This is a genomic window from Pannonibacter carbonis (assembly GCF_003012935.1).
GTDB classification, from domain to species: Bacteria; Pseudomonadota; Alphaproteobacteria; order Rhizobiales; family Stappiaceae; genus Pannonibacter; species Pannonibacter carbonis.
On sequence record NZ_PUDR01000009.1, the window covers coordinates 66,140 to 82,047 of the forward strand.

Sequence of the window (15,908 nt, forward strand, 5' to 3'; positions counted from 1 at the left end):
CTCTTTGCGGAAAGGCCCTGGCTCAATGCGGAACGGTCAGCGCCCCGGCGCGTGTCCACTGCCGGCCGGCTGTTCCCACCGCAAACAGGGCAGGTGTACGAGCAAAGGCGGCGAGGCCCTCAAGCGCCGGGTTCTGGTGCCGGATCAGGAAGGTCGGGATCGACGCCATCAGCCCGGAATGGGGAGACTTCGCCTCGAAGGCGGCCCGGAAGCCGCCATCCTTCAGGTAATCCGCAATATAAGACGTGACACCACCGGTGATATAGACGCCGCCGCGCGCCAGAACGGTCAGGGCAAAGTCGCCGGCCACCCGTCCAAGACACCGCGCGAACATCTGCAATGTCTCGACAGCGACAGGATCGCCCTCGCCGGCTGCCCTCGTAATGTCAGCGCCGCGACTGAAATTGCGGTCCATGTTGCGCGCGATCGCGACAGCGCGGGCCAGCATGGGCAGTCCGGTGCCGGACAGAAGCTGCTCGGCGCCGACCCGTCCCTCTATCCGCTCCACATGCGGCCAGATCTCGAAATCGGCGTCCGTCACCGGCCCCAGTTCCACATGCCCACCTTCGCCCGGAACCGGGATCCAGGTATCGGCCGCATGGATCATCGCTGCCGCGCCAAGTCCCGTGCCGGGTCCAAGCACGAATTTGGAGGCTCCAGCGAGGGCGCTGCCGCTGCCGATCTGCTCGACATCCGATCCGGCAAGGCCGGGCAGGGCCAGCGCCTGCGCCTCGAAATCATTCAGGATGACCACGTCCTCAAGCTGCAGGCTGTCGATCATCTTCAGCGGTTCGACCACCCAATGCGCGTTGGTCAGCGGAATCCGGTCTCCGGTGACCGGACCGGCGACTGCGATGACGGCGCTCCTGGGCTGCGGCGCCTTTGCCTCGGCGATCGAGGCACGAATGGCAGCGGTGATATCCGGGAAATCGGCCGTCGCGACGGCCGGCAGCGAAAGCGCCGGCTGGATGGCGTCCATCACCAAGGCAAAGCGGGCATTGGTTCCGCCCACATCGCCGACCAGGACCGGAAACCGGAAGCCACGCGGGCGCGAGGAAGTCAGGCTCATGAACGCAGATCCGCAATCTGGGGCGTGGTGGAGGACGTTGCAAGTCCGGTCAGGCGCGCGGAACGCAGAAGGATTTCTGCCGTCGACAGGTTCAGCGCCATCGGGATGTCATAGACGAGGGCCAGGCGCATCAGCGCCTTGACATCCACATCATGCGGCATCGGCGACAGGGGATCGGCGAGGAACAACAGACCATCCAGTTGTCCCTCGGCAATCATCGCGCCGATCTGCTGGTCGCCGCCGAGCGGGCCGCTCTTCAGGGCGGTGACGTCCAGTTCCGGGCAGGCCGCCTTGACCCGGCCGCCGGTGGTCCCTGTTGCCACGAGACGAAAGGCAGAAAGCTTGTCGCGGTTGCGTTCGGCGAAGGCGACGATCATGTCCTTCTTCGCGTCATGCGCCACGAGTGCCAGTACCGGCTTTTGTACAGAGCGCTCCGTGCGATCTGGCTCCATGCCAAAAACTCCCGTTTCGCTGGGCCGAGAGGCCCGATCTCAATGCTTCGGCACAGCATTAGCCATTTCGCACGGCAAACGCAAAGCGGGAGCTTGCATCATCCAGCATGGAGGTTTTGCCACTGGCCGAAACGAAGCTTCGAGCCGGCTTTACTGGTCTTCGTAACGGTTGCGCATCTGCCACCGGCGTTCGCCTTCCAGGCAAAAGGGATCGATGCCCGTTGCGGCGCGGATGACCCTTGCGGTTTCCCCTGCTGGCGGCAATCCGGCAATTTCAAGCACAAGCTTGCGCCGGATCGCTTCGGCAAACCGGTCTGCGCCTCGCACGGGCACGACAAAGGCTCCAGGACCGCCGATGACGCAGGTCTCGTAATAGACGTCGAGATTGTCCATGTCAGACCAGCTGCCGCTGCGGAGCTTGAGTTGCAGCGGCAAACCGTTGATGACGATACCTCTGGCGATCACCTCGTCACGCGCCACCGGTGCAAAGGTACCTTGGTTGTTCGGGCCATCGCCGGAAACATCTATGACCCGTTTCATGGCCGTGACCGGCATGCGGTCGAACTGGGCGGCGGAGTAAAGCAGAGCATCGCCGATAGCGGTTCGATAGGCCCGCCGCACGGGCGTTTCGGCGAGTGCTGCTGCAAAGTTCGCAGCGTCTTCAGGTGAGCCGATCACATGCCAGTCCACCAGGACGGCCTGGGATTCGCTGCCGGCCCATTCCAGATAGAGGATAGCGATCTTTCCTGTCAGGCCGCTGGCAATCGCCTGCATCACCTCATTTGATGTAATGGCCGCCCGGTAACCGCTGCGCTGCAGGGCAAGCTCGTCCATGTCCATCGAGTAGGAAATGTCAACGGCAAGAACCAGCGCCACATCCACTTCTTCCGGTGTGGTCTGCGCTGTAGCGAGAGAAACGCTCGGACCAAAGGTCAGAAACCCGAGCACCGACAGCAAGGACAGGACGCGTTGCAGTCTGCCGCGAACCGTCTGCCTGCCGCAAGGCTGCGTGATCGGCGCGTGCGCCTGCTTCACACCGTTGTTGCCAATTCCTCCGAGTGTCTGTCGTTCTGGTCTGTCCGTCATGCCGCCTCTTGCCCAGCCTGCCGGGGCCGCAGGAGACGGCCTCCGGATCAGTGTCGGCTGGGATCCGCCCGTGGCAAAATCGCGTTTGCGTGAGCGGTCAGTCGAACAGGGCGCAACTGACTGGTTTGCGTGCCGCTGCCGGGATGACCTGAGGCTGGTTATCCATCAGCCCCGCGATCTCGAGTACGAGTTTCATGCGGATGGCATCCGCGAACCCCTCCTTGGAGCGCACCGGTATGGCAAATGATCCAGGCCCGCCGATCACGCAGTCCTCATAGTAATGGTCGAGGTGCAGCATTGCCTGCCAGGCCGAAGTCTCCGATTTCATCATCAGCGGCAGACCGTTGATGGTGATTCCGGCGGAGATGACCTTGTCGCGCATTTCGGTCACGGTGCCGCCCTGGTTGTTCGGGCCATCACCGGAGATATCGATCACCTTCCGCATGCCTTCATACTTGTTGCTGCTGAAAAGTTGCGCCGATTTCTCGAGTGCGGAGAAGATGGATGTCCGCTGCACCTGACGGATGGGAGCTTCGGCTATGCGGGCCGCGAAGGCTGCTGCGGTCGTGCCGTCTTCGATGACGGTCCAATCGGCCACCGTGAAGTGCTCGCCGACGCCGCCCCATTCGAAATAGGTGACAGCAATCCGGCCGGTCGGGCCGTATTTGATGGCGTCCAGGACTTCCTGCGATGTGATGGCAGCGACATAGCCTGCGCGCTGGACTTCCTGCTCGTCCGTATCCATGGACTGGGAGATGTCGACGGCCAGAACCAGTTCGACATCCACCTCGGCGGCCGGGTCATAGGCCGCGAGACTGCGCGGCAGCGAGCGGTCAAACGCCGCAGCGGTAATCGGGGTCATTGCAAGCATCACCGACGCAAACAGGCCGGTGAGAATGGTCTTTTGGTTTGTGCACAGCGTGAGACGCATGGTTGTTCTCCTTGCCTGGCCGAAGCCGATACCCACGCCTCCCTTGTTCATCGTTGTTGTTGCGGCTAAAGGTCCCGTTAATTTCTAGAACAGCCGATACCTTACGCAGCTCCTCGACATGCGATTAGCTGGCGCATGGATAATTCGTAGCAAAACATGTGCCAGAAAATTAGCCGGCTGGAATGTGCCGGCAAATCAACGGGCGCACGTATTGCGCTTTTTCACGAGGTCGGCAAATTTTGCCCTGTAGGCCGGCAAAATTTGCCGACCTGCTCGATTTCTGCAACTTTACCCGGCAAGAACTGCCTGCTTTTCCGGCGTGCTGCCGCTGGCGTGGGCAAGGCGCTTTCTGGCTCGAATGGGCTCCAGATTGCGGTGCCTCTGCGGTTTTATCCGCTTGACGAAGCCGATATGTGTGGGCAATCTCTCTGAAGAAATTCTCAGCCGGTGAAGAAATTTTCATCGCGCGACACGCCGGAGCAACTGGCGGGAGATCGGGCAAAAGGCCCGGGACGGGGCGAGGCAGTGCAGGACGAGGACTGGACCACCTATTTGTCGATCAGGGCGGCCTGGCTGTCCTTTGTCGGCGGATGCACGCAGGGCGACATTGCCGCCCGGCTTGGTGTGTCGCCGGCCAAGGTGCACAGGCTGATTGCGCACGCGCAGAAGGAAGGCCTGATCCGGTTCCAGATCGACGGTCGTCCCATCGAGTGTCTGGAACTCGAAGAGCAGTTCACCAAAGCCTTCGGTCTGTCGACCTGTATCATCGCTCCCGATCTTGGCGGCTCGGATCCGGCAACAGCCATTCGTGCTGTGGCATCAGTGGCCGGGCCTTATCTTGCGTCTGTCCTGTCGGCCCCGGAGGTGATGGGCGTTGGCGTTGGCATGGGGCGCACGCTCAAGGCAGCAGTGGCCGCGATGCCGCGTATCCATCGGCCGAACCTCTCCGTTATCTCGATTTCCGGCTCGCTGATGCGCAAGCTGTCCGCCAACCCGTATGACGTGGTGCAACAGTTGGCGGAGCGTACCGGCGGCGAGGGATATTTTCTGCCCGTGCCCTATTTCGCCGAGAGTGTCGAGGAACGTGACATGTTCCTTGGCCAGCGCAGTGTGCAGGACTTGCTGGAGCGTGCGCGCCGGTCGAATGTGTTTGTAGTCGGCATAGGCTCGATCGACAACGAAGGGCACCTGGTCCAGCGCGGGATGATCAACAAGTCGGATCAGGAGGGCTTGCGCCGGTCCAATGCGGTAAGTGACCTCATGGGTCGCTTCGTGTCACTGGACGGTCATCATGCGCCAAGTTCACTCGCCGATGTAGCAGTCGGGCTGCATTTCGAGGAAGTGCGTGGTTCGCGCGTTATTGCGCTGGTGGGCGGTGAGGGCAAGGCGGATGCAACGCTTGCCGCATTGCGCACGGGCGTCATTACCGATCTGGTTGCGGATGAAACCCTTGCGAGGGCCCTGCGCGACCGGATCAGTTGAGAGGCCGACGTCCACCGGCATGTCCGGGGATGGGGCCGCTTGTGGGGAAGTAATCGGGACCGGCCATCGGGGCCGTCTCTCTAGTCGGAGGATTGAAGCGTGAAAAAGTTTCTGATGATCAGCGCGGCTTTCGCAGGACTTGCGATCTCTGGTGCTGTGCAGGCGGCTGATGTCAAGCCGGCAGTTCTGTACGATCTGGGCGGCAAGTTCGACAAGTCGTTCAACGAAGCTGCCTACACTGGCGCAGAGCAGTTCAAGAAGGAAACCGGCGTCGAATACCGCGACTTTGAAATCCAGAACGACGCCCAGCGTGAACAGGCGCTGCGCAACTTCGCCAAGCGCGGCCAGAACCCGATCGTTGCCATTGGTTTCTCGCAGGCCAATGCTGTCGAGAAGGTCGCCAAGGAATTCCCGGACATCCAGTTCGCCATCGTTGACATGGTCGTCGACCTGCCGAACGTCCGCTCCGTCGTGTTCAAGGAACATGAAGGGTCCTTCCTCGTTGGCGTGCTGGCCTCGATGGCCTCCAAGTCCGGCAAGGTTGGCTTCGTCGGCGGCATGGACATTCCGCTGATCTCGAAGTTCTCTTGCGGCTACAAGCAGGGCGTGAAGGCGACCAACGCCAGCGCCGAAGTGTTCGAGAACATGACCGGCACCACCGGTGCCGCCTGGAATGATCCGGTCAAGGGCGGCGAGCTCGCCAAGTCCCAGTTCGACCGCGGTGCGGACGTCGTCTATCACGCAGCCGGTGCCACCGGCATCGGTGTGCTGCAGGCTGCAGCTGACGCCGGCAAGCTCGGCATCGGCGTCGACAGCAACCAGAACGCCCTGCATCCGGGTCAGGTCCTGACCTCGATGCTGAAGCGCGTCGACGTGGCCGTGAACAAGGCTTTCGTTGATTCCATGACCGGCAACTGGACCTCGGGCGTTGAAGTCCTGGGTCTGGCTGAAGGCGGCGTTGACTATGCCTACGACGAGCACAACGCAGCCCTGATCACCGATGACATGAAGGCTGCAGTGGAGAAGGCCAAGGCTGACATCATCTCCGGCACCATCAAGGTCCATGACTACATGGCCGACAAGTCCTGCCCGTTCTGAGCGGACTGGAACTGATCGGGCGCGCCGGGTTTCCGGCGCGCCCCCTCGTCTCGTTTCATCTCGTCGCGCCTGACAGCCGGGCGCATGCCATCACGCCGGACCGGTGTCTGACGCCAAGCGCCCGGGAGCACCCATGACCCCAGCTATCGAGCTTCGCAAGATCAACAAGTCTTTCGGGGCCGTTCACGCCAACAAGAATATCGATCTCGTCGTCGGCAAAGGCTCGATCCACGGCATCATTGGCGAGAACGGGGCCGGCAAGTCGACCCTGATGTCCATCCTCTACGGCTTCTACAACGCCGATAGCGGCGACATCCTGGTCGATGGCAAGGTTGTATCGATCACCGATTCCAAGACAGCCATCTCGCTTGGCATCGGCATGGTGCATCAGCATTTCATGCTGGTCGATACGTTCAGCGTGCTCGAGAACATCATCCTTGGCGCGGAAGATGGCACCTTCCTGTCTGGCGGCAGCGACAAGGCGCGCAAGGAACTGGCTCGTCTGGATGCCGACTATGGCCTCAAGGTCGACCCGGATGCATTGATCGAAAACTTGCCCGTGGGTCTTCAGCAACGGGTGGAGATTCTCAAGGCCCTCTACCGTGGCGCCGAGGTCCTGATCCTCGACGAGCCGACCGGCGTCCTGACGCCGGCTGAAGCCGATCATCTGTTCCGCATCCTCGAAGTGCTCAAAAGCCAGGGCAAGACCGTGCTCCTGATCACGCACAAACTGCGCGAGATCATGGCCATCACCGATACCGTCTCCGTCATGCGCCGCGGCGAGATCGTCGCGACGCGCAAGACGTCCGAGACCAGCATGGAAGAGCTGGCCGAGCTGATGGTCGGCCGCCGGGTCTTGCTCACCGTCGACAAGGGCAATGCGGCGCCGGGCGCGCCCGTGCTCAAGGTCGAGAACCTGACTGTCACCGATGCGCGCGGTGTGACCGTCGTGAAGAACGTGTCCTTCGAGGTTCGCGCGGGTGAGATTGTCGGCATTGCCGGCGTGTCTGGCAACGGCCAGTCCGAACTTCTGGAGACATTGGCAGGGATCCGCCGCCCGAAGTCCGGCACCGTCACCATCGGCAGCGAGGTGCTGGATCTGGCCCATCATCCGGTTGATGCTGCCGGCATGCGCGCCAAGAGCGTCGGCCATGTACCGGAAGACCGGCATCGCATGGGGCTCGTCACGTCCTTTGCCGAATATGAGAATGCCATTCTCGGCTACCAGGACGATCCGGCCTACGCGAAAGGCCCGTTCCTGAATCTGGCCGCGATCAAGGAAACGGCAAAGGGCGAGATCGCCAAATACGACATCCGACCGCCCAATCCGATGCTGAAGACCGCGAATTTCTCGGGCGGCAACCAGCAGAAGATCGTGCTGGCGCGGGAAATCGAACGCGATCCCTCGGTGTTGCTGATCGGTCAACCGACACGCGGCGTCGACATCGGCGCGATCGAGTTCATTCACAAGCGCATCGTTGAGCTGCGCGATGCCGGCAAGGCGATCCTGCTCGTGTCGGTGGAACTGGACGAGATACGCTCCTTGTCCGACCGTGTGCTGGTGATGTTCGACGGACGCATCGTCGGCGAGCGCCTGCCCTCAGCTGGTGAGGGCGAAATCGGGCTGCTGATGGCCGGTGTCGACGACGCCAGTGCCGCCGCCTCGCGACAGGGAGACGCCGCATGAGTGCCGGACAATTGCCGCGCTGGGCCGATCTCGGCCTTATTCCTCTGCTGAACCTGACCGCCGCCTTCCTGGTCTCCGGTCTCGTCGTGCTCATCATCGGCGAGAACCCGATCGAGGTTGTCCAGATCTTGCTCTGGGGCTCGCTCGGCTTCGGCGAGGGCATCGGCTTCACGCTGTTCTATGCCACCAACTTCATCTTCACCGGCCTTGCCGTGGCCGTGGCGTTTCATGCCGGGCTGTTCAACATCGGCGGTGAAGGCCAGGCCTATGTCGGCGGCCTCGGCGTTGCTGCCGCCTGCCTGCTGCTTGACCGCATCGTGCCGTGGTGGGTGACGCTGCCCTTCGTGATCCTCGGTTCTGCTGCCGCAGGTGCCGCATGGGCCTTCATTCCGGCCTGGCTGCAGGCCAAGCGCGGCAGCCACGTGGTTATCACCACGATCATGTTCAACTTCATCGCCGCCTCGATGATGGTCTACCTGCTGGTGAACGTCATCGGCAAGGAAGGCTCTATGCAGCCGGAAACCCGCACCTTCGAGGATGGTGGCCGGTTGCCGATGCTGAATGACATCTTCCCCTTCTTCGATTTCGGCACCGCGCCGGTCAACCTGTCGCTGCTCCTGGCGCTGCTGTCGGCCTTTGGCGTCTGGCTGCTGATCTGGCGCACCCGCCTCGGCTACGCCATCCGCACCTTGGGCGCCAACGCCACGGCGGCCGTCTATGCCGGGATCTCGCCTGCCCGCATCATCATCATCACCATGATGATCTCCGGTGGCCTCGCCGGCATGATGGCGATCAACGAGATCATGGGCTCGCAGCACCGCCTGCTGATCGAATTCGTCTCCGGCTACGGCTTCGTCGGCATCGCCGTGGCGCTCATGGGGCGTGGCCACCCGGTCGGCATCGTGCTCGCCGCTATCCTGTTCGGCATGCTCTACCAAGGCGGCGCGGAACTCGCCTTCGAGATCCCCGCCGTGACCCGCGACATGATCCTTGTCATCCAGGGTCTGGTGATCCTCTTCGCCGGTGCGCTGGAATACATGTTCCGGCCGACGCTGGTGCGGATCTTCACCTTCGCCCGCACGCCGGCTTCCTCCGTGCCTGCTGCTGCCAAGTGAGGAGACTGTCATGTTTGATATCTTCTTCTCCTATCCCACCTTCGACAGCATGGCCCGGCTGGCAACGCCCCTGCTGTTCGCCTGCCTCGCCGGCCTTTACTCGGAACGTTCCGGTGTCGTCGACATCGGCCTTGAGGGCAAGATGCTGGGTGCGGCATTTGGAGCCGCCTCGGTGGCCTTCCTGACGGCCAATGCCTGGCTCGGCCTCCTTGCTGGAATTGTCGTAGCCGTCAGCCTCTCTCTGCTGCATGGCTTCGCCTCGATCACCAACCGAGGCAACCAGATCGTCTCGGGCGTGGCCATCAACTTCCTGGCCGCAGGGCTCACGGCTCTCCTGGGACAGGCTTGGTTCGGGCAGGGCGGACGGACTCCATCGCTTCCTGCAGGCGGTCGGTTCCTGGAGATCACGCTGCCTTTCGCCGAAGAAATGGCCAGCGTTCCGTTCATCGGCCGGTTCTACGCGGAGTTTCTTTCCGGCCATAGTATTCTCGTCTATGGAGCGTTCCTTGCGGTGCCCCTCACTTGGTGGGTTCTGTTCCGCACCCGCTTCGGCCTGCGCCTGCGTGCGGTCGGCGAAAGCCCGGCAGCTGTGGACACGGCTGGCATTTCAGTCACCTTCCTGCGCTACCGGGCTGTCATCATCTGCGGCATCCTCTGCGGATTTGCCGGCGCCTATCTCGCAATTGCCCAGTCATCCGGCTTCATCAAGGACATGACAGCCGGCAAGGGCTTCATTGCACTCGCCGCGCTGATCTTCGCCAAGTGGAAGCCGGTCAACGCCATGCTCGCCTGCCTGCTGTTTGGTTATCTTGATGCGGTCGCGATCCGCATGCAGGGCCAGTCCATCCCTGGCATCGGCGAGGTTCCGGTGCAGGTGTTCCAGGCACTTCCCTACGTCCTCACGGTCATCCTGCTGGCCGGCTTCATCGGAAAGGCGATCCCGCCGAAGGCCAGCGGCATTCCCTATCTGAAGGAGCGCACATGAGCCGCGTTGATGAGCTCTTCGCCGCCGCCAAGGCCGCGCGCGAAAACGCCTACGCCCCCTATTCCAACTTCAAGGTCGGCGCGGCCCTCCTGACCGAAGGCGGACGCATCGTGCCCGGCTGCAATGTCGAGAACGCGGCTTATCCGGAAGGTGTCTGTGCCGAGGCCGGAGCGATTTCCGCCATGGTCCTCTCCGGCGAGCAGCGCATTGCCGAGGTGGTCGTCGTCGCCGACGCGGCGCTCTGCACCCCTTGCGGCGGCTGCCGCCAGAAGCTGAAGGAATTCGGCGCCGGGTCGGTCAAGGTCCATATCGCCAACCTCGACGGCATCCGCCGCAGCTTCACCATCGACGAACTTCTGCCTGCCGGCTTCGCGCTTCACGACTGAGGCGGCCGGCGGCCTGATCCCTTGAGCATAAGGACGATGAGACCCATGAGCGGCTCTGGTCACGATTGCGCGGCAGTAGTCCGCGCTGCCCGCCCGGGCACCTATCGCATTGGCATGATCCTCGGCTCCGGCCTCGGCGAGCTCGCCGGCGAGCTGGAAGATGCCGTGCATATCCCGTATTCGAAGCTCCCGGGCTTCCCGGTCTCCACCGTGTCCTCGCATGGCAGCGAACTGGTGGCCGGCACCATGCACGGCGTTCCGGTCGTCATCCTGTCGGGGCGCGCGCATTACTATGAGAGCGGTAACCCCTCGATCATGCGCACCCCGGTCGAGACACTGAAGGCGCTCGGCTGCGAGATCCTGTTTGCCACCAATGCGGCCGGCTCCCTGCGTGAGGAAGTCGCCCCCGGCCATCCGATGCTGATCACCGATCACATCAACTGGTCCGGCCTCAATCCGCTCATCGGCGAGGAGGACGAGAAGCGCTTCCTCGACATGACCACCGCCTATGACCTGGAACTGCGCGCGGCCATGCACCGGGCCGCGAAGCACCAGGGCGAGCATCTGGCCGAAGGCGTCTACATGTGGTTCTCCGGCCCGTCCTTCGAGACGCCGGCCGAAATCCGCATGGCCCGCATGCTGGGCGCTGATGCGGTCGGCATGTCCACCGTACCGGAGGTGATCATGGGTCGCTTCCTCGGGATGCGCGTTGCCGCCATGTCGATCATCACCAATCTCGGCGCCGGCATGCAGGCCCATGGCCTGTCGCATGACGAGACCAAGTCCGTCGCCAAGCTCGGCATGGAGCGCATGAAGCGGCTTGTGCGCGGTTTCGTGAAGGAGATCGCCCATGGCTGACCAGTCCGCTTCCGCCGCACTGGCCGCCCGCGCCCTGGCGCTGGTTGACCTGACCAACCTCAACGACGGCTGCACGGATGCCGACATCGATGCGCTTTGCGCCCGCGCCGTGACGCCGCATGGTCAGGTCGCCGCCGTCTGCGTCTATCCGGCCTTCGTCGCCCGCTCCAAGGCGCGCCTCGCCGGCACCGGCGTGAAGGTCGCCACGGTGGTGAACTTCCCCGCCGGCGGCGATGATACCGCCGCTGTCGTCCGCGAGACGCAGCAGGCCATCGCTGACGGGGCCGACGAGATTGACCTCGTCATGCCCTATCGCGCCTTCGTGGCTGGCCGCCGCGGCTTTGCCGAGGAGCAGATCATCCGCGTCAAGGCGGCCATCCCGGCCCCTGCCCAGCTCAAGGTGATCCTGGAAACCGGCGAGATCGGCGACCCGCTGCTCATCCATCAGGCCTCGCAGGTGGCCATTGCCGCCGGGGCCGATTTCATCAAGACCTCCACCGGCAAGGTGAAGATTAATGCCACGCTCGAGGCGGCGGAGATCATGCTTACAGTGATCGAGGAGACCCGCCGCGATCACGGCCGGCCGGTCGGCTTCAAGCCCGCCGGCGGCATCCGCACGCTGGACGATGCTACCGCCTATCTGGCGCTGGCCGACCGCATCCTTGGGCCCAACTGGGCCACGGCCGCGACCTTCCGCTTCGGCGCCAGCGGCCTGCTCGATGCGCTTCTCGACGTGATCAAGGGCGGAACGGGTTCCGCACGCGAAGGATACTGACATGCTCGCCCAGGAAATCATCCGCAAGAAGCGGGACGGCGGCCAGCTCAGCCGCGAGGAAATCGGGTTTTTCGTCAAGGGTCTGGCCAGCGGTGGCGTCACCGAGGGGCAGGTCTCTGCGCTGGCCATGGCGATCTTCTTCCGTGGCCTCACCATCGACGAGCGCGTGTCGCTGACGCTGGCCATGCGTGACAGCGGCACCGTGCTGGACTGGTCCGATGTCGATGCGCCCGTGCTGGACAAGCACTCGACCGGCGGCGTCGGCGACAATGTCTCGCTGATGCTGGCGCCGGCGCTGGCCGCCTGTGGCGCGGCCGTGCCGATGATCTCCGGCCGTGGCCTTGGCCACACCGGTGGCACGCTCGACAAGTTCGACAGCATCCCGGGCTACAAGACCCAGCCGGACAACGAGCTGTTCCGCAAGGTGGTGAAGGAAGTCGGCTGCGCCGTCATCGGCCAGACCAGCGACCTCGCCCCGGCGGACAAGCGGTTCTATGCCATCCGTGACGTGACAGGCACGGTGGAAAGCGTCGACCTCATCACCGCCTCGATCCTGTCGAAGAAGCTGTCGGCGGGTCTGCAGGGCCTGGTGCTCGATGTGAAATGGGGCACTGGCGCCTTCATGGCGACGCTTGACGATGCGCGCAAGCTTGCGGAAAGCCTCGTGCTTGTTGCCAATGGCGCAGGTCTCAAGACCACCGCGCTGCTCACCGACATGAACGAGCCGCTGGCCTCCGCCGCCGGCAACGCCGTCGAGATGCAGAACGCCGTCGACTTCCTGAAGGGCACCGCCATCGACAGCCGTCTGTGGGATGTCACCGTCGCCCAGGGCGGCGAGCTGCTTGCCACCGGCGGCCTTGCCGCTACGGCCGAAGAGGGCTGCGAGCGGATGCGCGCTGCCTTCGAGAGCGGGCGTGCGGCCGAGAAATTCGCCGAGATGGTCACCGCGCTGGGTGGCCCGGCCGACTTCATGGAGAAGTCGGAACTGTACCTCGCCAAGGCCCCGGTGGTCGCGCCGGTCTATGCCGAGCGTCCGGGCACGGTCATCGGCGTTGATGCCCGCGCCGTCGGCGTGGCGGTGGTGGAACTGGGCGGCGGCCGCCGCACCGCTGCAGACAACATCGACCCGTCTGTCGGCTTCACCGAGTTGGCCGGGATCGGCCATACGGTCGATGCCGACAGCCCGATCGCCATCGTCCATGCCGCCAGCGAGGACGCGGCCCGCAAGGCCGCCGCTGCCCTCAATGCCGCCTATGTCACCGGCGACGCCAATGCGGTTCCGGACAACAGGATCGTGGCTGCCCGCATTGCGCCCTAGGCGCGATGCAAAGAGTGATGCCATTGCGCCCTGGGCGCTGTGCGAATTGAACATGCAATCGCGCCATAGGCGCTGTGCCGGGGTCTCCCCCCACCCCTAACCCCTCCCCACGAGGGGGAGGGGGACTTCCGGCATCAAATGCTGTGGCCTTGATACAGGCTCCGGCCTGCTCCCCTCCCCCTCGTGGGGAGGGGTTGGGGGTGGGGGGCTTCAGCCTCCAAAACGGGGGGGCGGCCGCGATCGCCCGACGCGGTTGCCGAAACAGACCGTCCGAGGCCAGCGCCTCACGATGAAAGGACTAAGGAAATGCCCCGCGCCATACTCGTTGTGCTCGATAGTTTCGGCATCGGCGGCGCAGAAGATGCCGACCGTTTTGGCGATGCAGGCTCCGACACGCTGGGTCACATCGCGGCCCGCTGTGCCGCCGGAGAAGGGGACAAGGCAGGCGTGCGCTCCGGACCGCTCACCCTGCCCAACATGTCGCGCTTGGGCCTCGGCGCAGCAGCACAGCTGTCGACGGGCCAGCCGGTTCCCGGCCTCACGACGGACGTGATCCCGGAGGCCCTGTGGGGCTATGCGGCGGAAGTCTCCAACGGCAAGGACACCCCGTCCGGTCACTGGGAGATCGCTGGCGTGCCCGTGCGCTTCGACTGGGGCTATTTCCCGCCGACCATCCCGACCTTCCCGGCCGATGTGATTGCTCAGATCGTCGCCGAAGCCGGCCTACCTGGTATCATCGGCGACAAGCATGCCTCCGGCACCGAGATCATCGCCGAGCTTGGCGAGGAGCACATCCGCACGGGCAAGCCGATCTTCTACACCTCGGCGGATTCCGTCGTGCAGATCGCCGCCCACGAGGCGCATTTCGGTCTTGAGCGTCTTTACCAGGTCTGCGAGATCACCCGCCGGCTGATCGACCCGTACAACATCGGCCGTGTCATCGCGCGCCCGTTCCTGGGCGAGACTTCGGCGACGTTCGAGCGCACGGCCAACCGGCGCGACTATTCGGTGCTGCCGCCCGAACCGACCCTTCTCGACCGTCTGACGGCAGCCGGGCGCACGGTGATCGGCGTTGGCAAGATCTCCGACATCTTCGCCCATCAGGGCGTGGCCAAGGTGCTGAAGGGCGCCGGCAATGACCAGCTCGTCGACAAGACTCTGGCGGCGATGGACGAGGCCAAGGACGGCGATCTGGTCTTCACCAACCTGATCGACTTCGATTCCCTTTATGGTCACCGCCGCGACGTGCCAGGCTATGCGGCCGCGCTCGAGCATTTCGACGCCCGCCTGCCGGAGATCATGGCGAAGATGCTGCCGGGCGATCTCCTGATCCTCACCGCTGACCATGGCTGCGACCCGACCTGGCGCGGCACGGACCATACCCGCGAGCACGTGCCCGTGCTGGGCTGGCGTCCTGGCGTTGCTGGCCATGCCATCGGCGGCCGCAAGACCTATGCGGACATCGGCGAAACCGTTGCAGATCACCTGGGTGTGGCGCTCGGAGCCAATGGCGTCAGCTTCCTGCGCGCCTGACATCCGGATGATGTTCCTGCTGCGCCCTTGACGGACGCGACGACACGGCGGAAGAACAGTGCGCGGGGCTGGCAACCGGCCCCGCGCTGAGTCGCAGGTGGCGGTTGCCAGCAGTGAGGCACGGACAGCGCATGGCCGGTGAGGTAAACGTCCCGAAGGCGGAACTGCATTGCCACATCGAAGGTGCGGCACCGCCCAGTCTCGTGCGCAAGTTTGCCCAGCGGGAAAACGTCGACGTATCTGCGATCATCGACGCGAACGGCCGCTACATCTGGTCCGATTTCACCACCTTTCTGTCGGCCTACGACCTGGCGAGTTCCGTCTTCCGCCGTCCGGGCGACTATGCCCAGCTCAGCGAAAGCTATTTCCGCATGTTGGCTGCGGAAGGGGCGATCTATGGCGAGATCTTCATCTCGCCCGACCATGCCACAGCGGCGGGCCTCTCTTACAAGGCCTATGTCGAAGGTCTGGCTGCCGGCATTGAGCGGGCGAAGGCCGAGACGGGCATTGAAGGCCGCATGGTCGCCATCGGCGTCCGCCATTTTGGCACGACGGCGGTCGAAAAGGTGGCAAAGGACGTCATCGCCAATCCGCATCCACTGGTCACAGGCTTTGGTCTTGCCGGTGATGAGCGCGAAGGCCATCCGGCCAATTTCGCCAAGGCCTTCCGCATGGCAGGCGAGGCAGGTCTCGGGCTGACGGCGCATGCCGGCGAATTCGGCGGGCCGGAAAGCATCATGGCGGCGCTGGATTTCCTGCGCGTCAAGCGCATCGGCCACGGTGTGCGCGCCATCGAGAACAAGGCGCTGGTCGAGCGCCTTGCAGAAGAGCGTATCGTGCTGGAGGTCTGCCCGGGATCCAACGTGGCGCTTGGCCTTTACCCTGTGCTGCGCTTCCACCCGATCAACCTGCTGCGCCGCGCCGGCGTGCGGGTGACGCTCAATTCGGACGACCCGCCGTTCTTTCACACCACCCTTGGCCGCGAATACTCGCAAACGGCCAAGACATTCGGCTGGAGCCCGGAGGATCAGCGCGCCATCACCCGGACAGCCATCGAGGCTGCCTTCTGTGATCGCGGCACCAAGGAACGCCTGCTCGCCCGCCTCGACAGCGCCAAGACCTGATCGGCGTAG

At 63.8% G+C, this 15,908-nt stretch carries 15 protein-coding genes; 11 read left to right on the plus strand and 4 right to left on the minus strand.

Features of this window, described 5'->3' with window-relative positions; all coding sequences use genetic code 11:
- Positions 1-22: 22 nt before the first annotated feature.
- From glk to C8348_RS13685, 4 genes are all read right to left on the minus strand, one after another.
- Positions 23-1,063, minus strand: a complete 1,041-nt coding sequence (gene glk / locus C8348_RS13670; protein ID WP_244294019.1) for a glucokinase — start codon at positions 1,061-1,063, stop codon at positions 23-25.
- Between the two features lie 2 nt (positions 1,064-1,065).
- Entirely contained in the window at positions 1,066-1,521 is a 456-nt protein-coding gene (locus C8348_RS13675; protein WP_106753908.1) for a methylglyoxal synthase, read from the minus strand.
- 150 nt (positions 1,522-1,671) lie between these two features.
- Positions 1,672-2,607 carry a DUF1194 domain-containing protein gene (locus tag C8348_RS13680; protein WP_106753909.1) on the minus strand — a complete coding sequence of 312 codons (936 nt, stop codon included), beginning with the start codon at positions 2,605-2,607 and terminating at the stop codon, positions 1,672-1,674.
- Positions 2,608-2,704: 97 nt separating this feature from the next.
- On the minus strand, positions 2,705-3,538 hold the full coding sequence (locus C8348_RS13685; protein WP_106753910.1) for a DUF1194 domain-containing protein: 834 nt from the start codon (positions 3,536-3,538) through the stop codon (positions 2,705-2,707).
- 447 nt (positions 3,539-3,985) lie between these two features.
- Between C8348_RS13685 and C8348_RS13690 the strand changes: the two genes are divergently transcribed.
- The 11 genes from C8348_RS13690 (at position 3,986) to C8348_RS13740 (ending at position 15,899) form a co-directional block, all read left to right on the plus strand.
- The gene (locus C8348_RS13690; RefSeq protein ID WP_208983755.1) at positions 3,986-5,020 is read left to right on the plus strand and encodes a sugar-binding transcriptional regulator; all 1,035 of its coding nucleotides are present in this window, start codon (positions 3,986-3,988) and stop codon (positions 5,018-5,020) included.
- Between the two features lie 114 nt (positions 5,021-5,134).
- On the plus strand, positions 5,135-6,118 hold the full coding sequence (locus C8348_RS13695) for a BMP family lipoprotein (RefSeq protein WP_106754054.1): 984 nt from the start codon (positions 5,135-5,137) through the stop codon (positions 6,116-6,118).
- A 133-nt stretch (positions 6,119-6,251) separates the two neighbouring features.
- Complete coding sequence (locus C8348_RS13700; protein ID WP_106753911.1) at positions 6,252-7,805, plus strand: ABC transporter ATP-binding protein; 1,554 nt, start codon at positions 6,252-6,254, stop codon at positions 7,803-7,805.
- Entirely contained in the window at positions 7,802-8,920 is a 1,119-nt protein-coding gene (locus C8348_RS13705) for an ABC transporter permease (RefSeq protein ID WP_106753912.1), read from the plus strand. Before C8348_RS13700 ends, C8348_RS13705 begins: the two co-directional genes overlap by 4 nt.
- 10 nt (positions 8,921-8,930) lie before the next feature.
- Complete coding sequence (locus C8348_RS13710; protein ID WP_198647049.1) at positions 8,931-9,905, plus strand: ABC transporter permease; 975 nt, start codon at positions 8,931-8,933, stop codon at positions 9,903-9,905.
- Entirely contained in the window at positions 9,902-10,291 is a 390-nt protein-coding gene (cdd, locus tag C8348_RS13715; protein ID WP_106753913.1) for a cytidine deaminase, read from the plus strand. The genes C8348_RS13710 and cdd overlap by 4 nt, the downstream gene beginning before the upstream one ends.
- Positions 10,292-10,336: 45 nt before the next feature.
- Positions 10,337-11,149: a purine-nucleoside phosphorylase gene (locus tag C8348_RS13720; RefSeq protein ID WP_106753914.1), complete on the plus strand. Its 813-nt coding sequence runs from the start codon at positions 10,337-10,339 to the stop codon at positions 11,147-11,149.
- Positions 11,142-11,924, plus strand: a complete 783-nt coding sequence (gene deoC, locus C8348_RS13725) for a deoxyribose-phosphate aldolase (protein ID WP_106753915.1) — start codon at positions 11,142-11,144, stop codon at positions 11,922-11,924. Before C8348_RS13720 ends, deoC begins: the two co-directional genes overlap by 8 nt.
- A gap of 1 nt (position 11,925) precedes the next feature.
- Positions 11,926-13,242: a thymidine phosphorylase gene (gene deoA, locus C8348_RS13730; RefSeq protein WP_106753916.1), complete on the plus strand. Its 1,317-nt coding sequence runs from the start codon at positions 11,926-11,928 to the stop codon at positions 13,240-13,242.
- Between the two features lie 306 nt (positions 13,243-13,548).
- Positions 13,549-14,775 carry a phosphopentomutase gene (locus C8348_RS13735; protein WP_106753917.1) on the plus strand — a complete coding sequence of 409 codons (1,227 nt, stop codon included), beginning with the start codon at positions 13,549-13,551 and terminating at the stop codon, positions 14,773-14,775.
- A gap of 131 nt (positions 14,776-14,906) precedes the next feature.
- On the plus strand, positions 14,907-15,899 hold the full coding sequence (locus tag C8348_RS13740; RefSeq protein ID WP_106753918.1) for an adenosine deaminase: 993 nt from the start codon (positions 14,907-14,909) through the stop codon (positions 15,897-15,899).
- Positions 15,900-15,908 lie beyond the last annotated feature (9 nt).